The sequence below is a fragment of the Nocardia thraciensis genome (genome assembly GCF_054782435.1).
The window spans coordinates 304,454-323,750 of record NZ_BAAGSM010000018.1; the positions used below are offsets into that span (position 1 = coordinate 304,454).

At 68.1% G+C, this 19,297-nt stretch carries 17 protein-coding genes and 1 pseudogene; 8 read left to right on the forward strand and 10 right to left on the reverse strand.

Annotated elements, in window-relative coordinates:
- Positions 1 to 243 precede the first annotated feature (243 nt).
- A pseudogene (locus ACYVLQ_RS10785) lies at positions 244 to 2,459 on the reverse strand (molybdopterin-dependent oxidoreductase).
- Positions 2,460 to 2,607: 148 nt separating this feature from the next.
- Positions 2,608 to 3,090: a hypothetical protein gene (locus ACYVLQ_RS10790; protein WP_460697254.1), complete on the reverse strand. Its 483-nt coding sequence runs from the start codon at positions 3,088 to 3,090 to the stop codon at positions 2,608 to 2,610.
- Positions 3,091 to 3,389: 299 nt separating this feature from the next.
- Between ACYVLQ_RS10790 and ACYVLQ_RS10795 the strand changes: the two genes are divergently transcribed.
- Positions 3,390 to 3,974 carry a DUF4282 domain-containing protein gene (locus ACYVLQ_RS10795; RefSeq protein WP_460697255.1) on the forward strand — a complete coding sequence of 195 codons (585 nt, stop codon included), beginning with the start codon at positions 3,390 to 3,392 and terminating at the stop codon, positions 3,972 to 3,974.
- Between the two features lie 156 nt (positions 3,975 to 4,130).
- Positions 4,131 to 5,003, forward strand: coding sequence for a helix-turn-helix domain-containing protein (locus tag ACYVLQ_RS10800; protein ID WP_460697256.1), 873 nt, complete (start codon positions 4,131 to 4,133; stop codon positions 5,001 to 5,003).
- 41 nt (positions 5,004 to 5,044) lie between these two features.
- On the opposite strand, the gene ACYVLQ_RS10805 is transcribed toward ACYVLQ_RS10800, so the two are convergent.
- On the reverse strand, positions 5,045 to 5,461 hold the full coding sequence (locus ACYVLQ_RS10805) for a MarR family winged helix-turn-helix transcriptional regulator (RefSeq protein ID WP_460697257.1): 417 nt from the start codon (positions 5,459 to 5,461) through the stop codon (positions 5,045 to 5,047).
- 86 nt (positions 5,462 to 5,547) lie between these two features.
- Here ACYVLQ_RS10805 and ACYVLQ_RS10810 point away from each other — a divergent pair, with 86 nt between their 5' ends.
- Positions 5,548 to 7,014, forward strand: coding sequence for an MFS transporter (locus tag ACYVLQ_RS10810; protein WP_460697258.1), 1,467 nt, complete (start codon positions 5,548 to 5,550; stop codon positions 7,012 to 7,014).
- A 154-nt stretch (positions 7,015 to 7,168) separates the two neighbouring features.
- On the opposite strand, the gene ACYVLQ_RS10815 is transcribed toward ACYVLQ_RS10810, so the two are convergent.
- Both ACYVLQ_RS10815 and rfbA read right to left on the reverse strand, forming a co-directional pair.
- On the reverse strand, positions 7,169 to 7,729 hold the full coding sequence (locus tag ACYVLQ_RS10815) for a dTDP-4-dehydrorhamnose 3,5-epimerase family protein (RefSeq protein ID WP_460697447.1): 561 nt from the start codon (positions 7,727 to 7,729) through the stop codon (positions 7,169 to 7,171).
- Between the two features lie 5 nt (positions 7,730 to 7,734).
- Positions 7,735 to 8,628, reverse strand: coding sequence for a glucose-1-phosphate thymidylyltransferase RfbA (gene rfbA, locus ACYVLQ_RS10820; RefSeq protein ID WP_460697259.1), 894 nt, complete (start codon positions 8,626 to 8,628; stop codon positions 7,735 to 7,737).
- Positions 8,629 to 8,856: 228 nt separating this feature from the next.
- On the opposite strand from rfbA, the gene ACYVLQ_RS10825 reads away from it, so the two are divergent.
- A complete protein-coding gene (locus tag ACYVLQ_RS10825) occupies positions 8,857 to 9,990 on the forward strand; it encodes an alpha/beta hydrolase (protein ID WP_460697260.1) in 1,134 nt (377 codons plus the stop codon).
- Positions 9,991 to 10,055: 65 nt separating this feature from the next.
- Here ACYVLQ_RS10825 and ACYVLQ_RS10830 read toward each other — a convergent pair whose 3' ends face one another.
- Positions 10,056 to 10,751, reverse strand: a complete 696-nt coding sequence (locus ACYVLQ_RS10830) for a hypothetical protein (RefSeq protein ID WP_460697261.1) — start codon at positions 10,749 to 10,751, stop codon at positions 10,056 to 10,058.
- 408 nt (positions 10,752 to 11,159) lie between these two features.
- Between ACYVLQ_RS10830 and rfbB the strand changes: the two genes are divergently transcribed.
- Positions 11,160 to 12,161, forward strand: coding sequence for a dTDP-glucose 4,6-dehydratase (gene rfbB, locus ACYVLQ_RS10835; protein WP_460697262.1), 1,002 nt, complete (start codon positions 11,160 to 11,162; stop codon positions 12,159 to 12,161).
- Between the two features lie 60 nt (positions 12,162 to 12,221).
- Here rfbB and ACYVLQ_RS10840 read toward each other — a convergent pair whose 3' ends face one another.
- A complete protein-coding gene (locus ACYVLQ_RS10840) occupies positions 12,222 to 13,778 on the reverse strand; it encodes a DUF2142 domain-containing protein (protein WP_460697263.1) in 1,557 nt (518 codons plus the stop codon).
- Positions 13,775 to 14,743 carry a glycosyltransferase gene (locus tag ACYVLQ_RS10845; RefSeq protein ID WP_460697264.1) on the reverse strand — a complete coding sequence of 323 codons (969 nt, stop codon included), beginning with the start codon at positions 14,741 to 14,743 and terminating at the stop codon, positions 13,775 to 13,777. Before ACYVLQ_RS10845 ends, ACYVLQ_RS10840 begins: the two co-directional genes overlap by 4 nt.
- Before the next feature lie 145 nt (positions 14,744 to 14,888).
- On the opposite strand from ACYVLQ_RS10845, the gene ACYVLQ_RS10850 reads away from it, so the two are divergent.
- Both ACYVLQ_RS10850 and ACYVLQ_RS10855 read left to right on the forward strand, forming a co-directional pair.
- The gene (locus tag ACYVLQ_RS10850) at positions 14,889 to 15,398 is read left to right on the forward strand and encodes a GtrA family protein (protein ID WP_460697265.1); all 510 of its coding nucleotides are present in this window, start codon (positions 14,889 to 14,891) and stop codon (positions 15,396 to 15,398) included.
- A gap of 108 nt (positions 15,399 to 15,506) precedes the next feature.
- Positions 15,507 to 17,414 (forward strand): glycosyltransferase, encoded by a 1,908-nt coding sequence (locus ACYVLQ_RS10855; RefSeq protein ID WP_460697266.1) that lies wholly within the window; start codon positions 15,507 to 15,509, stop codon positions 17,412 to 17,414.
- A 78-nt stretch (positions 17,415 to 17,492) separates the two neighbouring features.
- Here the strand turns inward: ACYVLQ_RS10855 and ACYVLQ_RS10860 are convergent, their stop codons facing one another.
- Complete coding sequence (locus ACYVLQ_RS10860) at positions 17,493 to 18,086, reverse strand: TetR/AcrR family transcriptional regulator (RefSeq protein WP_460697267.1); 594 nt, start codon at positions 18,084 to 18,086, stop codon at positions 17,493 to 17,495.
- Positions 18,087 to 18,107: 21 nt separating this feature from the next.
- Between ACYVLQ_RS10860 and ACYVLQ_RS10865 the strand changes: the two genes are divergently transcribed.
- Complete coding sequence (locus ACYVLQ_RS10865) at positions 18,108 to 18,491, forward strand: hypothetical protein (RefSeq protein ID WP_460697268.1); 384 nt, start codon at positions 18,108 to 18,110, stop codon at positions 18,489 to 18,491.
- A gap of 176 nt (positions 18,492 to 18,667) precedes the next feature.
- On the opposite strand, the gene ACYVLQ_RS10870 is transcribed toward ACYVLQ_RS10865, so the two are convergent.
- Entirely contained in the window at positions 18,668 to 19,180 is a 513-nt protein-coding gene (locus ACYVLQ_RS10870) for a hypothetical protein (protein ID WP_460697269.1), read from the reverse strand.
- Positions 19,181 to 19,297 lie beyond the last annotated feature (117 nt).

Genomic DNA, 19,297 nt, shown 5'->3' on the forward strand with positions numbered 1-19,297 from the left:
GGAGTCCGCACGAGCCAGGTTCGGCGTTGAACCGTGGCTATGTCGAAATCGTATAGACCTGAACGGCATTCAGTTTGGCAAATGCGAAAACTGGCTGGTGAAAGGGGTTTATTTCCCCTTCGGCTAGTCGTCGGTTTCGCGTTCCGGGCCGAGGATCCTCCCGGAATCCGGGTGCCGCAAGGAGATGTTCTCCGTTAGCTGCTGCGATGCTGACCTTCGGGAGCGCAATGTTATCCCCCTGGCTCAGGCCGGGGTCAGGGTCACCGGCACTCCGTTGAATACCGCGTTTCCCGACGGGGCGTCCACCAGGGAGTCGTCGGTCAGGATGTTGGCGTTCACGCCCGCGTGCTCCCGTGCGACCGACTGGGCGCTGTCGGCATGGCCCCAGCCGTGCGGCAGGCTCACCACGCCCGGCATGATCTCGTCGGTCGGCTCCACCGGCACCGTGAGCATGCCCGCCGCAGACTTCACCACGGCGCGGCCGTCGATCCCCAGGCGGGCGACATCGTCGGGGTGGATGTGCAGCGTGCAGGTGTTGGAGCCGCCGACCAGGGTCGCCACGTTGTGCATCCAGCTGTTGTTGGAACGCAGCTGCCGCCGCCCGATCAACACCATGCCCGGCGCCGGGTCGGCGAGCCGGTCGCGCAGCCGGGCGACATCGGCGACCAGTTCCGGCGGCGCCAGTTCGACCTGCTCGGAAGCCGTGCGGAGCACCCCGGGCAGCCGCGGCCGCAGCGGTCCGAGGTCGATGCCGTGCGGATTGTCCAGCAGCACTTGCAGATTCAGCCCGCCGGGGGCGACGCCGTCGGGAATCTCCGCCGCCGCGGGATTCCATTCGCCGTAGGGCCCGAGCCTCAGCATCATATCGATGCGCTGCTCGGTGCTGTCGGCGCCGCGCAGGTCGTCGCGGCGATCCAGCAGGCCCGCGCGGTGCAGAGTGCCCGCGATGATCAACTCGTCGACCGATTCCAGTGGGGCGCGCCCGGGTTCGAGCTGCGACCCGGCCGCCGCGAGGGCCAGCCGCGCCACGATCTCCGCCTCGGAAGGCCGCCCGTCCAGCGGCTGCAGCGGCCGCGAGTACCGCGCGTAGTTGTGGACCGCGAAGTTCAGCAGGGCGAAATCGTAGTGCGGGGACTGCAGCGTGCGCGGCGGCGGCAGGATGACATCGGCGTGGCGCGTGGTCTCGTTGAGGTAGCGGTCCACGCTCACCATGAACTCCAGCTCCGCCAGGGCCGCGCCGAGCCGCGCGCCGCTGGGCGCCGACAGCACCGGATTCCCGGCCACCGTCACCAGGGCCCGGACCTGCCCCTCGCCCGGGGTGCGGATCTCGTCGGCGAGCGTGGCGATCGGGAATTCGCCCATGGCCTCAGGCAATTCGCGCACTCGGCTGCTCCAGCGGCCCAGGCGGAACGGTCGGGTACGGACGATGCCGAGCGCGGCGGCGGTGGCGAACATGGCGCCGCCCGGACGGTCCAGATTGCCGGTGAGCACATTGATCACATCCACCAGCCACTGCGTCAGCGTGCCGAATTCCGCCGTGCAGGTGCCGATGCGCGCGTACACGGCAGCAGTCGGCGCCGCCGCCAGCTCCCGCGCGATGCGCACGATGGTCTCGGCGGGGACCCCGGTGCGCTCGGCGACCGCCTCGGGCGGGAACGCCGTTGCGGCCGTGCGCACCTCGTCCATCCCGTTCGCCTCGACCCCGGGCGCGGTCAGGTTCTCGGCGAACAGTGTGTGCACGATGCCGAACAGCAGGTACGCGTCGCCGCCGGGCCGGACGAACAGGTGCTCGTCGGCGAGTTTCGCGGTGCGGGTGCGGCGGGGGTCGACCACCACGAACCGGCCGCCGCGCTTGCGCAGCGCCTTCAGCCGCCCGGGTAATCCGGTGCGGTGCACAGCGATCCGTTCGACTCCAGCGGGTTGGCGCCCAGCATCAGCAGATAGTCGGTGCGGTCGAGATCCGGCACCGGGATCGTCAGCGGGTCGCCGAACATCAGGCCACTGGCCACCTGCTTGGGCATCTGATCCGCCGTACTGGCGGAGTAGAGGTTGCGGGTGCTCAGCGCGCGGATCAGCGGCGGCAGGTAGAGGGCTCCGGCGACGGTGTGCGCATTGGGATTTCCCAGGTACAGCGCGGTGGCCTGGCGGCCGTGTGCGGCGACCAGCGCGGGCAGCCGCTCGGCGATCAGGTCGAAGGCCTCCTCCCAGGACGCCGTGCGCCAGGTATCGGTGGCGCGGTCGCGGATCATCGGCTCGGTCAGCAGGTCCGGATCCTCGTCGAGGTGGCCGAGGCTGGCGCCCTTCGGGCAGATGAACCCGCGGCTGAACGGATCCTCGCGGTCGCCGCGGACCCCGACCACGTGATCGTCGGCATCGAGGGTGATCTCGAGCCCGCACACCGCCTCGCACAGCGGGCAGGTGCGTAGCAGGGTCCGGGTGTCTTCCGTGACGCGCGTCATAGCACCATCATCACTCGCGGCACCGACATGCGCGATTACTCACGACATGAAACCGCGCCCCGGTTGGCGGTTCACCGGGACGCGGTTCGCAGTCACTGTGCTGTTGTGCCGGCCGCCGGGCACGCAGGTATCCGGCAGGCTGTCTGCCTCAGCTGGCGAGGCGGGCGAGCTGCGCCTTGCGGCCCGAACGGGCCGAGCGCACCGCGGCCGCGATCGCGACCACCGGCGGGATCCAGCGGGCCTCGCCGGGCGTCACGCCCCAGCAGGCCGATCCGGCCGAGAGCTGGGTCGGCGGCAGCGGGATACCGGCGCCGTCGGTGTACACGGTGGCACCGGCGGCGCGCAGCGCCTCCAGCGCCATGGCGGCCTTGCGGAGGCCGGTGACCAGGTGGATCTCGCGACGCTCGGCGCCCGGGATCTCGATCACCGGACCGGACAGGTTGTTCGCCCGGAGGAAACGGCGCACCTGACCGGCGAGCTCGCCGGTGACCTCGATGCCCGAAACTTCCTCGTCGGTGATGAGGCAGATGCCGTTGGCCGTTTCGGCGACCGTCCAGCCGCGCTGGATGTAGTCCTGCGCGGTAGCGGCCAGTGCTGCCGCCGAGACGGAAGTCGGAAACGTCGTGCGCACTGTCTTCTCCATTCCCCGGATATATCTAGGTCCTGCGTTGGTGTTCATGGGACGTATCGGGCCACGTGGGACGGCTCGTTACACGTTTGCGAAACTTTCTTGCCCGCCGTCGAATTCATCACAAGATCACCTTTTGATTCCGTGTTGCTATGACTTTCGCTGGACCGGAGGTCGCATCCGTCCGAGCTCGAGCGTCGTATCGCCACCTGTGTATCGAATACGTTGGGGCTGAAAATTTCCCAACAGAACTCTTGTGGTCCGCCGTTGCCCGCGCCCGCCCCGCGGGAGAGGATCGGCGCATGACTGACGAGCCTGTCGGGCCGCTGGGTCCCGGGGCGGACGACTACGAGGCCGAGCACGCCCCAATCGGAGACAGCATCGCCTGGAAGGAGCCCACGAGCAGGCGATTGTCGCGCCGTGTCGGCGAGGCGCCGGACGAGGAGGAGCGGGCCGAGCCGTTTCGCAGCCCCGGCGCATTCGGCGCGTGGAGCCTGGCCGCGCTGCGGGGGCTGGCGGACGTGCAGTTCCGCCGCCCCGCGACGCGCACCCTGCTGCCGCTCGCGTACATACTCGGCCTCGTCTTCGCCGGACTGGTCCCGATCGTGCTGACCGTTGCGGTGTGGCACATTTCGATGCTGCTGGGGCTGGTGTTCGCAGTGGTGCTGGCGGTGCCATTGGGACTGACGATCGCGGCGGCGGTCCGGCTGGCGCTGGAGTTTCTGGTGAACGCGTCGCGGCTGGCCAACCGGGTCGAGCACATCAACGATCTGGCCGACGACCTGTTCCAGGCGCTGTCGGATGTGGCCGAACCGGTCAACCAACTCTCCGAAGACGTTCGGGCCGTGCAGTTCTGGCGGTTTCGCAAGCGCGCGCCGCGCCGATAGCGCGCGTTGTGAGTTTGTCGGTATCCGGGGATCGTTGGGTTGTGGAACAATCCGATCCCGTGTCCGATTTCGATCCGGGCACGGCGTGAGGTTTATGCCGTTCGGTGGGCTGTGATGAGCGAGTACGATCGGCGCACGGGACGGAGGGGGAGCAGTATGGCTTTACCGTACGGGATCACCGGTTCGACGATGCCGCGGCGGCAGTTGGGGCGGCAGCTTCGCGACCTGCGCAATCGCGCCCGCATGACCACTCGGGTAGCGGCGCGTCGGCTGGAGTGGTCGGAGGCCAAGATCTGGCGCATCGAGACGGGTCAGACCTCGCTGCGCAGCCTGGATGTCGAGGCGATGTGCAAGATCTACGGCGCGCCGACCGAGGTCCTTGAGCCGCTGACGGCGCTGGCCCGCGAGACCAAGGCGCGCGGCTGGTGGGCCGAGTACAACGACGTGATCGCCGAGGGCTTCGATGTCTACATCGGTCTCGAGGAGGCCGCCGCCCGGCTGTCGACCTATGAGAACGAGCTGGTCCCCGGCCTGCTGCAGACCGAGGACTACACCCGCGCGGTACTGGCCGCGGCGCGGCCCGGCATGGCGGCGGCGGAGCTGGATCGGCGGGTGGCGCTGCGGGCGGCCCGGCAGAGCGTGCTCACCCGCACCGATTCGCCGGTGCGGCTGGAGGCCGTTGTCACCGAATCGCTGCTGCGACACCGGATCGGCGGCCCCGAGGTGCACGCCGCGCAGCTCGACCACCTGCGCCGCGCGAGCGAGCTGCCCAATGTCGAGATCCGCGTGGTTCCGACCGCCTGCGGCTACCACGACGGTATGAACTCCGGCCGCTTCGTATTACTCGAATTCCGCAACGCAGCGGACGGTCTCATCGAGCCGCCGGTGGCCTATGTCGAAACCTTCACCGGCTCGGCCTATTTCGACAAGAAGCACGAAATCGACCGCTACCGATCGACTTTCGCCAGAATCAAGGCGGTCTCGGTAGCGGCCCGGGGCGCGATCGACGAGGCCCTAGCCGCGCTGTAAGTCGATGGTCCGGCTACTGGGCGCGTGGTCGCTGGCCGGAATCAGCGCAGCGTGCGGAAGAGTACGTCGCGGTGGGTGGGGGCCGCGTCGGCGTGCACGGCCCGGCCCTTGTCGGTGAGGCAGACGAAGATCGCACGGCGGTCGTCGGTGCACATGCTGCGGCTCACCAGGCCGTCGCGCTCCAGCCGGGCCACGGCGCGCGAGAGCGCGCTCTGGCTCAGATGGATATCGCCCGCGAGATCGCTCATGCGGTAGGTCTCGCACCGGGCGTCGACCAGGCGGTCCAGGGTTTCGAACTCGCTCAGCCCGATCTGGTGCTGGGACTGCAGCTCCTTCTCCAGCGCACAGGACACGTTGGCGTGCTGATTCAGCAGATCGCGCCACTGGCTCACCAGTCCGGCCGGGGCTACCTGATCGAGGACGGCAGGGCGGTCGACGGACGCTGTCGACTTGGACATGCCGTCATCTTAGTGCCTCGGGGGCAATCATGCAATCGCATCTAATGTTTGGACAACTAATGCGTGCGCATGTACTGTCACGTTTCATGACTTCCACGGCAACACCTTCGGTCGCCCCAGCGGCCGCTACCACCACCCGGTGGACCCCACGGATGTGGGGCATGTTGATCACGCTGTGCATCGTGCTGTTCCTCGACGGCCTCGACGTCTCGATGATCGGCGTCGCGCTGCCGTCCATCGGCGCCGAACTGGGCCTCGACACCTCGACCCTGCAGTGGCTGGTCAGCGGCTACGTACTCGGCTACGGCGGCCTACTGCTGTTGGGCGGGCGCACCGCGGACCTGCTCGGGCGGCGCAAGGTCTTCCTGATCGCGCTGGCCGTGTTCGCGCTGGCCTCGCTGGCGGGCGGTCTGGCCAGCACGGCGCTCGTGCTGATCCTGACCCGTTTCATCAAGGGCTTGGCCGCGGCGTTCACCGCGCCCACCGGCCTGTCGATCATCACCACCAACTTCGCCGAGGGCCCGGCCCGCAACAAGGCGCTGTCCATCTACACGGTGTTCGGTGCGGGCGGTTACTCGATGGGCCTGCTGTTCGGCGGCCTGATGACCGGACTCGGCTGGCGTTGGACCTTCTTCCTGCCGGTGCCGATCGCCGTGGCCGCGCTGATCGCCGCCATCGTGCTGCTGCCGCGGGACAAGCCCGCGCAGGAAGGCGGGCACGACCTGCTGGGCGCGCTGTTCTCCACCGCCGCCATGCTGCTGCTGGTCTACACCGTTGTCACCGCGCCCGAGGTGGGCTGGGCGTCGACCCGCACGCTGGGTTCGTTCGCTGCCGTCGCGGCGCTGTTCGTGGCCTTCGTCACGGTCGAGAAGCGGGTCGCGCACCCGCTGATCCGGCTCGGCATCCTACGCAAGGTGACGCTGGTGCGGGCCAGTCTCGTCATCGTCGCCCTGGCGGGGTCCTACTTCAGCTGGCAGTTCATCGTGACCCTGTTCCTACAGGACACCCTGGGCTGGTCGCCGCTGAAGCTGGCGATGGCGCTGCTGCCGGTGGGTATGCTCGTCGCGCTGTCGTCGGTGTTCTCGGACAAGATCGTCGACCGGTTCGGCACCGGCCCGATCATCGCGTTCACCATGATCGTGATGAGCATCGGCTACCTGCTGTTCCTGCGGATCGACACCACGCCGTCCTACGTCGCGGTGATCCTGCCCGCGGTGCTGCTGATCGGCATCGGCTGGATCGGCTTCCCGGCCATCAACATCCAGGCGACCAACGGCATCCATGACGACGAGCAGGGCCTGGCGGCCGGTGTGCTGCAGACCTCGATGCAGGTCGGCGCGGCCATCGTGCTGGCGATCAACACCGCGATCATCTCCTCGCACGCCCCCGCGACCACCTCGCCGGGAGCGATGCTCGACCTCTACCGGCCCGGCCTGATCTTCGCCGGTGTGGTCTGCATCATCGGTGCGCTGGTGGCGCTGACCCACTTCCTGCCCAAGCGGTCGGCCGCACCGGCCGCCGTGGACGAGCGGGAACTGGAACTGGCCGCCTGATCACGCCCGGCGGGGAGTCTGAAACCGCGGTGGGCGAACACGATTCGCCCACCGCGGTTCCCCGGCGAAAAGCGTGCCGGGGATGACGGGAGAGGGCGCGGGGATGAGGGAGAAGGTGCCGGGGGTGAGGGGAGAGGGCGTCGGGGAGGCGAGGTCAGGTTCCCAGGTCTCGGAGTTTCGGTGCCGCAGCGTCTTTCGCGGAGCGGATGAAGGTCAGCGGCTGACCGTTGCGCCCCTCCGTGGGCCATTCGATGCCCAGCTCCGGATCGAAAGCGTCCAGGTCCCGGTCGAATTCGGGGGCGTACTCGAGCGAGCAGAGGTAGGTGACGGTGGATTCGTCCTCCAGCGACAGCAGCGCGTGCCCGAGTCCCTCGGCCAGGAACACCGAGCGCCGGTGCACATCGTCGATCACCACGGCGTCCCAGCCGCCGAATGTCGGTGAGTTCCGGCGCAAATCCACCACCACGTCCAGGAACGCGCCGCGCACACAGCTCACATACTTGGCCTGACCGGGCGGGTCCTCGGTGTAGTGGATGCCGCGCAGCACCCCCGCCGCCGAGGTGGAGGTGTTGACCTGCAGCAGGTCGAACGGCCGCCCGACCGCCTTCTCGAACTCCGATGCCTTGAACGACTCGACGAACACTCCGCGCTCGTCGCCGCGCAGCGTGGGCGTGAACTCCCACGCGCCCGGAACGGCGAGTTCCCGGATCTGCATGCCCGTCATTGCGGCAGCTCCGTCCCGTCGTAGTCGCGCCCGTGCTGGAGCAGGTCGAGCAGGTATTTTCCGTAGCCGGAGCGCACCAGCGGCTCGGCCAACCGACACAGCTGCTCGTCGTCGATGAATCCCATCCGCCAGGCCACCTCCTCGGGCACCCCGATCTTCAGGCCCTGCCGCTCCTCGATGGTCCGCACGTAGTTGGCGGCGTCGAGCAGCGAATCGAAGGTGCCGGTGTCCAGCCAGGCGGTGCCACGCGCCAACACGTCCACCGACAGTCGGCCCTGTTCCAGATAGGTGCGATTGATATCGGTGATCTCGTATTCGCCGCGCGCCGAGGGTCGCAGCCCGCGGGCGATCTCGACCACGTCGTTGTCGTAGAAGTACAGCCCCGGAATCGCGTAGTTGGACCGCGGTAGCTTCGGCTTCTCCTCGATGGAAACTGCCTTGCCGTCGACGAATTCGACGACGCCGTACGCGCTGGGATCCGATACCCGGTAGGCGAATACCGCGCCGCCGTCGATGCCCTCGAAGCGCCGCAGCCGGGTGCCCAGCCCGGGGCCGTGAAAGATGTTGTCGCCCAGCACCAGTGCCGCCGATTCGCCGCCGATGTGGTCGGCGCCCAGTACGAACGCGCGAGCGAGCCCGTCCGGCTCCGGCTGCACCACGTAGTCGATCGACAGCCCGAACCGGGAGCCGTCGCCCAGCAGCCGGGTGAACGCGTCGGCATCCTCCGGCGTGGTGATCACCAGAATGTCCCGGATGCCCGCGAGCATGAGCGTCGACAGCGGGTAGTACACCATCGGCTTGTCGTACACCGGGACCAACTGTTTGCTCACACCGCGCGTGATCGGGTGCAGCCGTGACCCGGTGCCACCGGCCAGGATGATTCCGCGCATGTCACAGCAGTCTGCCATTGCCGCCGTATTCGGGCTCGGCGAGGTTCCGAGTAGACCGCGAAACGATCACGCCGGTTTACACGGACCGCGGAACGGAGACAAATTGTTGCGTAGGTCACGTTCGCGTGGTGTCCTGAAATGACACCGTGCGAGATGTCAGCGCCGACAGCTCGCCGCCGGACTCCGGTCGTCGACGGCTCGGCGCGCCCGGAGCGAGGTAGGTGCACCATGGTGGCGAGTCGAATCGGCGAAAGCGGTCAGGTACGGAGGCGGGAGCCGGGCGAATCCACGCGGGCGCCAGGGGTTGTCGCGAATCCGGACGGGGCCAGCATCGCCTCGCGCGCCCTGCTGTTCGCCTGCCGTGGCGTTGTCCGGCCGATCGTCCGGCACTATCCGATCCACCCGTCGACCATGCCGCTGGCGAGCACCGTCGTCGACGGCCTGGCCCGGCTGCGTCCCGGCCCGTCCGGAGTGGAGCGGGAAGGGGTGCGGCTCAACGGTTTCCGCATGGAGATCGTGCGACCGGCCGGTGCCCGCCGGGCGCTGCGCGACGGCGCGGTGATGTACATGCACGGTGGCGGCTTCTTCATCTGCGGCCTGGATTCGCACCGCCCGGTGGCGGCCGCGCTGGCCCGGCGCACCGGGCTGCCGGTGGTGAACGTCGAATACCGCCAGCTGCCCAGCACTCCCATCGCCGGTTCGGTGGACGACTGCCTCACCGCCTACCGCTGGCTGCTGCGGCACGGCGCGGATCCGGCGCGGGTGGTGTTCGCGGGGGACTCCGCGGGCGGGTTCCTCACCTTCGCTACCGCGTTGCGCGCCATCGCATCCGGCTTGCCCGCGCCCGCCGGACTGGTGGGGCTGTCCCCGGCGCTGGATCTGGACTGCGAGGCCAAGCGCGACTACGTCAACATCGGCCGCGACGCCTACATCCCGCTGTCGGCGATGGAACGGATGGTGCGCTACGGGGCGATGTCGGCGGCACAGGGCGATTCGCACGCCGCCCCCGTGCACCACATCTCACGGCACGTCAACGGTCGAGACCCGGCACGCGCGCCGCACCCGGACGTCGGAGGCCGCGTCCTCGATCCGGCGTTGTCGCCGGTGAACGGCGAACTGGCGGGTCTGCCGCCCGCGTTGCTGATCGTCGGCGAGGACGAATTGCTGCGCTACGACTGCGAACTCATGGCGCGGCGGCTCACCGCGGCCGGGGTGCCGAATTCGCTGGAGTTGTGGCGCGGGCAGGTGCACGCGTTCATGAGCATCGCGCCGGGGCTGCCGGAGAGCCGGGCCGCGCTGGGGCGGGTGGCCCGTTTCGTGCGGGCCCGAATCGAGTCCGAACGCGCGGCGCGCACGGCCTGAATGAAAAGCACCCCCGCACAGCGTCTGCTGGGCGGGGGTGCTTGCCGTCGGGCTGCTGTAACGAATTACTTGGCCGGAGGGTTGAACGGCTGGTTGATGGTGGTGATGTACTGGATCGCGGCGCCGATCGCGACCGGAGCCGTGATGAAGATCTGGCCCGCGAGGGTACCGAGGAAGCCGACGGCGGCGGCACCGGCAATGCATCCACCGAGCGGGCCGAGGCCGAACAGGGTCGCCAGCGCACCGGTGGCGACGACACCGAGGGCGGCGCCGGCGATGCAGCCGATGGTCGCGCCACCGATACCGCCGACCAGGGTGCCGATGGTGGCGCCGGTCGAGATGGTGTCCTTCAGGCGGTTGAAGGCGGCCTGCTCACGGTCGTACGGGGTCTTCCAGGGGGCCTGGTCCTCGAACGGCAGGGCGACCGGCTTGTAGGTCGCGTGCGCCAGGTCGAACTGCGGGGTCAGGGTGGCGGTGTTGCCGGAGATGTCGGCGGCGATCGGGAACTCGAAGTCGTCGACACGGAAGTTCAGGGGGGTACCGGCCACGGTCGCACCGTTGGCGGCCTTGATCTTGAAGACGCCGTCCTCGTTGACCAGAGAACCGGCATCGGTCGAGATGACGGCGGTGGTCCCGGTGTTGGTCGCCTTGTAGTTGACGACGCCTTCATCGGCGGCCGGAGCCGCGTTCACGGTACCGGCGGTCACGCCGAGCGCGGCGATCAGCAGGGCCGACGTCGCGGCGAATTTCCTCATCAGCATTTCTTGGAACCTCGGTAGAGAGTGTGGTTCAGGGGACATGATGAATCGAAATGGAAGCCAGCTAACGAGCGGTGAACCTGCCGTGACCGTTCATTCAAATTCTGTTCACCACCGGGACGTTGTGGGTAGTCGGTTTCCGGAAACATGCAGCGCGCGTGCCATTTTCGGGGCTGCTAGCAGACCTCGAAGCGCTGCGCAGGCCGAGTCTGTGTGGCGAAGGTCACACATGCTCACATGGGCGGCTTAATAAAATCGTGATTTGCATCGCTTTATGATCGGCGGAGTTGGAGAAATAACCGACTGCCCGGTTGGGCCGTTTGGTACCAATTGTCATTTTGTTGCACAAATCTGCCGCCGCCGCGGTGTCTGTGAACCCGGATCCGGAGCCAGCCGATAGGGTTGACGATCGTGCGATTGCTCGTAACCGGGGGCGCCGGGTTCATCGGCGCCAACTTCGTCCACCAGACCCTCGCCGAGCGGCCCGACAGCCGGGTGGTGGTGCTGGACAAGCTCACCTATGCCGGTAACCGCGCCTCGCTGGAGCCGGCCGCCGACCGAATCGACTTCGTCCACGGCGATATTGCCGACCTGGAGCTGGTGGACCGGCTCGTCGGCGGTGTCGACGCGGTCGTGCATTTCGCCGCCGAATCGCACAACGACAACTCGCTGGCGCAGCCGTGGCCGTTCGTGCAGACGAATATCGTCGGCACCTATTCGCTGCTGCAGGCGGTGCGTCGGCACGACGTGCGGTATCACCACATCTCGACCGATGAGGTGTACGGGGATCTCGCGGTCGACGATCCGGCTTTCAGCGAATCCACTCCCTATAATCCGTCCAGCCCGTACTCGGCCTCCAAGGCCTCGAGTGACATGCTGGTGCGCGCCTGGGTGCGCTCGTTCGGGGTGCGCGCGACGATCTCCAACTGCAGCAACAATTACGGTCCGTATCAGCATGTGGAGAAGTTCATCCCGCGCCAGATCACCAATTTGATCGACGGGGTGCGCCCGCGGCTCTACGGCGCCGGGCATCAGGTGCGCGATTGGATCCACGTGGACGACCACAATCGTGCGGTCTGGGCTATCCTCGACCGCGGCCGGATCGGGCAGACCTATCTGATCGGCGCGGACGGCGAACTCGACAACAAGGCCGTGGTGCGATTGATCCTCGCCGAATTCGGGCGGGACCCCGACGATTTCGACCACGTCACCGACCGTCCGGGCCACGACCAGCGCTACGCCATCGACGCCGCCCTGCTCCGCACCGAACTGGGCTGGGAGCCGCGGTATTCCGATTTCCGCTCCGGCCTGGCGGCAACGATTCGCTGGTACCGCGAGCACGAGGATTGGTGGCGCCCGCAGAAGGAGGTCACCGAGCAGGCCTACGCGGCCGCGGGCGAGAAGGTGCTCTGATTCCGGCCAAAAGCAGGCCGGAATGACGGTGGTGGGCAGGCCGGAATGGCGGCGGTGGGCTCAGCCCCACACCAGGAAGTGGTACTTGGCGACCGCGGCGGCTAGCGATACGACCGTGGCGACCACGATCGCGATCGCCGGTCCCCGCGACGGCGTCGCCCCGCGACCGTTCGTCAGCCGCAACGGCATCCAGCGCAGTAGCACCGCGAACGCCGCGATCGCCAAGGGTACGAAATAGCGCCCCTGCACGCCGTCGATCAGGTAGTAGTCGACCGGCGAGAACGACATGTACAGCGTCACGTAGATCATTGCGACGCTGGCCAACACCGTGAGCGCGACGGCCCAGGTGCGCAGCCGGTCCGCGGTCAGCCGCTCGGCGATGCCGAGGCCGACCGCGAATGCCAGCAGGCAGGCCAGAATCGATACCGCGGGCACATCGATATAGGCGAAACCCAACTCCCCGAAGAACTGTGTGAACCAGCGCTGATCGCGGAACCAGATGCTCTCGACGAAGGTGGTCAGGAAATCCGTGGGATGACCCAGAATTTCGCTCAACTGATCACCGGGACGCACCGAATGCCATTGCGCGGGAGGGCGCATCAGGCCCATGCCGTCGGTGGTGGGCCCGGCGATCTTCATCCACACCGCGAACGCTCCGCCGCCGATCGCCGCGCAGCACCACGGAATCCAACGCCGCCAGCTCGAGAATCCGTACTGCCGGGCCGGAATCAGCACCGTCAGCATGGCCAGCAGGACGTAGGTCGGCTTGCACAGCGGCAGCGCGACCGTCGTGGCGAGCGTCACCGCGATCTCGGTGGGCGCCAGCCGTTCACCGAGGAACAGACCCTTCACGAGCAGGCAGGACACGAGCACCGCCAGCGCGTTGGTGAGGGTGTCGGCGGTGACGGTCCCGGCTTGGAACAACGCGATCGGCAATACGGCGACGGCGAACGCCAGCCACTGCAGCCGGAACTTGCGCAGCACCCACAGCGCGAATCCGACGACGGCCAGGTAGGCGACCAGTCCCGCCAGCCGGGTCATCAGCATCATGCCGCCCACGTCCAGGTCGAGAACCTCCGCGAGCCGGATGCCCACGGCCGCGGGCACATACGGCACCGGTGAGTAGGCGGCGGTGTTGGTGAACCAGACCGGTTTGGTGGCGTCGGTGGTGACCGGCGCCGACTCCAGCAGCCGGTAGGAGACGCGGTCGGCGGCCATCGGCTCGGGCTCGGCGGGCTTGCGGTTGTAGTCGTAGAACGCGTAGCCCATCAGGCCGTCGATGCTCAGCGGTACGTCGCCGCCGTAGGCCACGCCGCGGTCGTCGTGGATCTGCTGCGGCAGGAATCCGCCGTGCGCGACCTGGTAGGCCCGCCCGAACTGGGTGATCTCGTCGTGTCCCCAGAACGGCGGCGTCACCACGGCCCAGACGGCCCCGAAGATCCCGGCGACCACGAGGAAGACCGCGGTGGCCGCGCCCAGTCTGCGCTGCACCCAGCGCATGGCCCGGCGCAGCGGATCGACTCTGGGAGGCGTCTCCGTCGACGCGTCGGCCGCGGCCTCGTGCCCGTTCTCGGAGTGCCCCGTGCTGGTGGTCTCCGGTCGGGCCTGGGTTGTCATCGGCGGGCCTCGCCGACCCGGTCCTCGTTCTCCGTGCCCACCGCCGAGTACCGCAAGTACATCAGGCGCGCGGCCTCGTGCCGGGAGCGGCGGATGCCGTCCAGGATCAGCCCCGCGGTCCAGGCCAGGCTGCCCAGCAGCAGCAGCGTGAAGCCGAGGAACAGCGTCGGGAAGCGCGGCACCTCATGGGTCTCGTAGAACTCGATGACGATCGGGGTGATCAGGATGACCGACACCAGCCACGCCAACGTGCCGAACAGTCCGTAGAACGCCACCGGGCGCTCGTGCCGGGCCAGCCCGGCGATCAGGTTCAGGATCTTGAAGCCGTCGTGATAGGTGCGCAGCTTGCTCTCGCTGCCCGCGGGGCGGTCGCGGAAACCGACGCGCACCTGGGTCTGCGGCACCCGCAGGTGCAGCGAATGCACGGTCAGTTCCGTCTCGATCTCGAATTCGCGCGATACCGCGGGGAAGCTCTTCACGAACCGGCGGGAGAACACCCGGTAGCCGGAGAGCATGTCCTCGACGTTCTCGCCGAACACCTTGCCGACCACGCCGTTGAGCACCTTGTTGCCGGTCTCGTGGCCGGTCCGGTAGGCGTTCTCGCCCTCGTTCTGCTTGCGCACGCCGAGCACGTGATCGTAGGGGCCCTCGAGCAGCGTCTTGATCATCACCGGGGCCGCGAAGGCGTCGTAGGTGTCGTCGCCGTCGATCATCACGTAGACGTCGGCCTCGATATCGGCGAAGGCGCGGCGCACCACATTGCCCTTGCCCTTGGTGTGCTCGGTGCGCACGATCGCGCCCGCCGCCCGCGCGCGATCGGCGGTGGCATCCGTGCTCAGGTTGTCGTAGACGTAGACGACGATGCCCGGCACGGCGGCCTTCAGGTCGCCGACGACCTTGGCGACCGCGGCCTCCTCGTTGTGGCAGGGCACCACTGCGGCGATGCGAAGCTCGGTGGAATCCACCCCGTCAGTCCTCAGTTTGCTCGGACGGTGAAATACGGAACACCGGGAGGGTACAGGGGTCGCACCCGCACTCGCCCGCTAACCCTCACTGTGTCACACACCCGGGCGGGGGCGGGCTACCCGCGCCCTGCGGTACCGTCGCCTCGTGTCCACCAGTGAAACCGTGACCGAGCAGGCGGATCGGAACGGCGTGCCGCTGTTGGCGAAGGTGGTTACCGTGCTGCGGCAGGGCGGGGCGTTCCTCGTGGTCGGCGCGATCGGCTTCCTCGTCGACGCCGGGACCTACAATCTGCTGGTCTTCTGGGGCGGCGAGGGCGTCATGTACCACGCGCCGCTGCCCGCCAAGATCATCGCGATCGTGGTCGCGACCGTGGTCACCTACTTCGGCAACAAATGGTGGACGTTCGCGCACAAGCAGGGTGGCAGCCCGGCCCGCGAATATGTGCTCTACGCGCTGTTCAACGTGATCGCGATCGGCCTGCAATTGGGCTGCCTCGGATTTTCCCGGTACGTCCTGGACCTGTCCTCGCCGCTGGCGGACAACATCTCCGGCACGCTTGTCGGTCAGATCGTGGCCGTCGTCTTCCGGTACTGGGCATACGACAAGTTCGTGTTCACGGGGGAGAAGGCGGCCCGATCCGCCGCCGACTCGTGAGATGGAGATAATGGGGCCGTTCGCCGGAATGCGAGCGCGCGGACAAACCTCGGCGATTTCGCGGCGCCGTCGAAGCACACAGACACAAAAACACAAAGGGACCGCCTTATGGATCAGTCGGCTGGGCAGGCCGTGACCGCAACCGAGAACGACCGGCGTCTTGCCGATTCCGCTCCCGCCGCCTTGCGGGCCGACCATCAGGCTCCGGATCGGCTGGTGATGCAGCGGGGCGTCTTCGCCGGGCCCGCGCCGAAGATCAGCGCCGAGATGTACGCGGTGGTCAAGGGCAAGGCCGCGCGCGAGCGGATGTCGCTGCGGCTGGAGAAGGGCGCGATCGCGCACACCAACACCTACTTCGGACGGTTCGCGGCCAGCTACTGGCAGCGCTGGACGACGGTGACCGAGGTCGAGGTCGCGATGACCCTCGAGGTGGGCGACCGGGCGCGAATTCGCCTGGCCGCCTCCGATATCGCCGGGCATCGCCGGATCATCGACACCGCCGACGTGCGCGTGGATGGCCGCGTGGTGTTGCGAGCGCCCCTGGATCAGTATGTCGACGGCGGTGCGCTGTGGCTCGAATTCGACGCCGTCGGAGGCGAAGTCGCGATCAGCGAGCTGGAGTGGAGCACCGCCGCGCCGGAGCGGGTCCGACCCGTGGCGATCGCGATCTGCACGTTCAACCGCGCGGAGGACTGCGCGCAGACGGTGTCGGCGCTGGCCTCGGATCCGACCGTGCTGGCCGCGATCGACGCGGTGTACGTGGTGGATCAGGGCACCGACCTGGTCCAGGACCGGCCGCTGTATCAGCAGACGCTGCCGAAGTTCGGCGATAAGCTGCGCTACGTGCGTCAGCCGAATCTCGGTGGGGCGGGCGGCTTTACGCGCGGGCTGTACGAGGTGTCGGCGGCCAACGAGCACGCCGACGTGATCCTGATGGACGACGACATCCTCTGCGAACCGGAAACGGTGTTGCGGCTCAACGCTTTCGCCAACATGACGGTGGAGCCCACCTTGGTGGGCGCGCAGATGCTGTTTCTGCTCAACCCCGACTATCTCAATGTCGGCGCGGAGGAGACGAAGCTCGGAATGCTGCGGCACGGCCAGAAGGTGTCGAAGGCGCTGCGCAACACCAGCATGCTCAAGCGCAATCAGGAGCGGCGCGTCGATGCCGGGTACAACGCCTGGTGGACCTGCCTGATCCCCGCCGAGGTGGTCGCGCGCATCGGGCTGCCCATCCCGATCTTCTTCCAGTGGGACGACGTCGAATACGGGCTGCGCGCCCGCGAGAACGGCTTCGTCACCGTCACGCTGCCGAATGCGGCGGTCTGGCACGCCGACTTCTACTGGAAGGATTTCGACGACTGGGCGCGCTACTTCTCCTCGCGCAACTCGCTCATCGTCTCCTCGCTGCACACCGATCTGGACCCGAAGGTCGTGTCCCGCAGGCTGTTCCGGGAGATCAGCGAATACCTGGTGGGTATGCAGTACGGCCTGGCACACACCACCCTGCAGGGCATAGAGGACTTCCTGAAGGGCCCGCAGGCGCTGGCCGACGGCGGCCAGGCCGCGCTGGCGACGGCGCGCACCAGCCGCGGCGAATACGGCGAGACGGTGAAGCACCCGGCGGCCACCGCGCCGATCCGCAATGCCGACATCGAGGTGCGCCGCGCGGGTGGCGAGCCGAGCCGCCCGGTGCTGGTGCTGATCAAGCGGGCCATCCAGCAGTGGACCGGCCGGGTTCAGCCCGGCCTGAAGTCGGTCACCCGCGAGGACGCGCACTGGTGGCACATCGGGCTGTTCGACCATGTGATGGTCACCGACGCCTCCCAGTCCGGCGTCCGAATCCGCAAGCGGGACAAGGCCAAGGCCCGCGCCCTACTGCTGCGCACCCTGCGCGTCCTGCGCCGCCTCCGCCGCGAACTCCCGTCCCTGTCCCGCCGATACCGCGCCGCCATGCCCGAACTCACCAGCCGCGAGAACTGGGAACGCCTGTACGGCATCTCGAGCAGGGACTGAACCCGCGCGAGTTCGGCGGGCGCATGAGTTGACCCGCGCGAGTTCGGTGGGCGGGCAAGAGCCGATACCCGCTCGGGCTCAGCGGGATCGGGTGGTGAGGAGGGTTCGGGCGGCGTCGGCGACGTCGGATTCCAGCCAGGTGGGGAGGTCGCCGAAGCGGGCGTGGCGGCGCAGGGTGGCGTTGGGGAGGTCGACGATGGCGCGGGCGACGCGGTCGATGGCGCGCTCGTCGTCGCTGCCCGTCAGCTCGCTGGTGACGCGGCGGAGTTGCTCGATGAGCGGGACGTTCATTCGGTCGAGTTGTTGGCGCAGTTCTGTTTCCGGTGCGCCGTCGAGCAGGTCGCGCGGGCGCAGGTTCAGCAGGAGCTTGGCATCGTCGGGGAGGGTGCGGGCGAAGTCGATGGCGGCGACCGCCATGCCTACCGCCGCTTCCAGGGGATCCGGGTTCTCGGCGGCCGCCAGCGCGCGGCTCTGAAAGCGTTCCACCGCGCGGATCCAGGTCGCGGAGAGCACGCCGTCGCGGTTGCCGAACCGGTGGTAGAGCGTGCCCACCGGCGCGCCGCTGGCCGCGGCGATGGCAGCCACGCTGGCCGCGCGCGGACCCTCGCGCAGCACCAGGGTGCGGGCTGCGTCGAGGATCACGTCGGTGTCGTGCTTGCGGGGTGGAGCCATGTACTAGTACGTTCCTTCTATATGGAGCGACTGCCCTATATCGATCAATATTCCAGAATAGTCACCGCCGATCGGGAGCGGACATGGGCCGCGCTGCTGCGGTCCCTGTGCCGCGACCCGGATAGTCTGCGTCCCGCCTCGGCCGGTTTCTCCGTCGGTGAGGTGCATCCGCCGCGGCGGCTGGCCTTCGAAGGGCGCCACCGGTTTTCGCGTTATGCGCTGGTGTTCTCGCTGAGTGAGGCCGGCTCCGGGCATACCGCGCTGACCGCCGAATCCCGGGGCGAGTTCCCGGGTCCCGCCGGGCGTGTCTTTCGGGCGCTGGTCGTCGGCACCGGCGGACATCGCATGGTGGTCCGGCGGATGTTGCGCCGCATCGCGACGGCGGCAGAGCGGGGCCAGGCATGATCCCCGGGCAGACCTGGGGCGGCACCCGGGACGAGATCGCGGCCGAATTGCCTGGCTGCTCGCGCCGGTGGTGACGAGCGACTTCGTCATGATCCGCAAGCAACTGGTGACGCTGCGGGATCTGGCCGAGCGGGAGGTGGTGGCGCCCCGGCTCGGCCCGCGAACAGCTGACCCCGTCAGAAACCGGCCGAGCCGGACGGTACCGGTGGCGGCTCGTTGTCGACCACCGCGCTCCGATACTCGATGCTCACCACGTGCTGCGGGATGCTCCGCCCCGGCCGGAACACTCGCGGCTGGTCTTCCCAGGTGCCCGGCTTGAAGACCGGCGGTTTCGACTCCAGCTTCCCGTCCGGCCCGATGGTGGGCGGCTGTTGCTCCCAGGTTCCGGGGCTCATGCGTCGGGGCTGGTCCTCCCAGGTCCCCGGCTCGGTCTTGAACCCGCAGTTGACATCCACCCGCGCCGATTGCAGATGCGGCGCGACGTACTTCTCGATCCGGATCGGCGTGCCGTCCGAACAGTGCGCGACGCCTTCGACCCGGTAGGTGTCGTCCGTATCGTTGCGGCAGGTGAACCCCTCGCACGAGACGCCGGGCGCCAACTCCTGCGCCGCCGCCTGTGGCGCGAGCACCCCGACCGTACCGGCGAACAGGGCGGCGAAGCCGAGCCCGATCGTCAACCGCTGACCCATGCGCGTATCAACTCCTATCGACAGCCCGACCTGCGGTCCAATGTACCGGCAAATCGAATGACCGGTATGTGACGATGATCGCGCCTCCGAAGGTGAAATCCCTTGCTGTGTAAAGGA

Excerpts from the sequence above, each read along its gene's own strand:
- ACYVLQ_RS10805 (WP_460697257.1), bottom strand. The coding sequence starts at position 5,461 with ATGTCCAAGTCGACAGCGTCCGTCGACCGCCCTGCCGTCCTCGATCAG.
- ACYVLQ_RS10870 (WP_460697269.1), bottom strand. The coding sequence starts at position 19,180 with ATGGGTCAGCGGTTGACGATCGGGCTCGGCTTCGCCGCCCTGTTCGCC.
- ACYVLQ_RS10800 (WP_460697256.1), top strand. The coding sequence starts at position 4,131 with ATGGCTTTACCGTACGGGATCACCGGTTCGACGATGCCGCGGCGGCAG.
- ACYVLQ_RS10855 (WP_460697266.1), top strand. The coding sequence starts at position 15,507 with ATGGATCAGTCGGCTGGGCAGGCCGTGACCGCAACCGAGAACGACCGG.
- ACYVLQ_RS10825 (WP_460697260.1), top strand. The coding sequence starts at position 8,857 with ATGGTGGCGAGTCGAATCGGCGAAAGCGGTCAGGTACGGAGGCGGGAG.
- ACYVLQ_RS10865 (WP_460697268.1), top strand. The coding sequence starts at position 18,108 with ATGGAGCGACTGCCCTATATCGATCAATATTCCAGAATAGTCACCGCC.
- ACYVLQ_RS10815 (WP_460697447.1), bottom strand. The coding sequence starts at position 7,729 with ATGCAGATCCGGGAACTCGCCGTTCCGGGCGCGTGGGAGTTCACGCCC.
- ACYVLQ_RS10830 (WP_460697261.1), bottom strand. The coding sequence starts at position 10,751 with ATGCTGATGAGGAAATTCGCCGCGACGTCGGCCCTGCTGATCGCCGCG.
- ACYVLQ_RS10860 (WP_460697267.1), bottom strand. The coding sequence starts at position 18,086 with ATGGCTCCACCCCGCAAGCACGACACCGACGTGATCCTCGACGCAGCC.
- rfbA (WP_460697259.1), bottom strand. The coding sequence starts at position 8,628 with ATGCGCGGAATCATCCTGGCCGGTGGCACCGGGTCACGGCTGCACCCG.
- ACYVLQ_RS10795 (WP_460697255.1), top strand. The coding sequence starts at position 3,390 with ATGACTGACGAGCCTGTCGGGCCGCTGGGTCCCGGGGCGGACGACTAC.
- ACYVLQ_RS10810 (WP_460697258.1), top strand. The coding sequence starts at position 5,548 with ATGACTTCCACGGCAACACCTTCGGTCGCCCCAGCGGCCGCTACCACC.
- ACYVLQ_RS10840 (WP_460697263.1), bottom strand. The coding sequence starts at position 13,778 with ATGACAACCCAGGCCCGACCGGAGACCACCAGCACGGGGCACTCCGAG.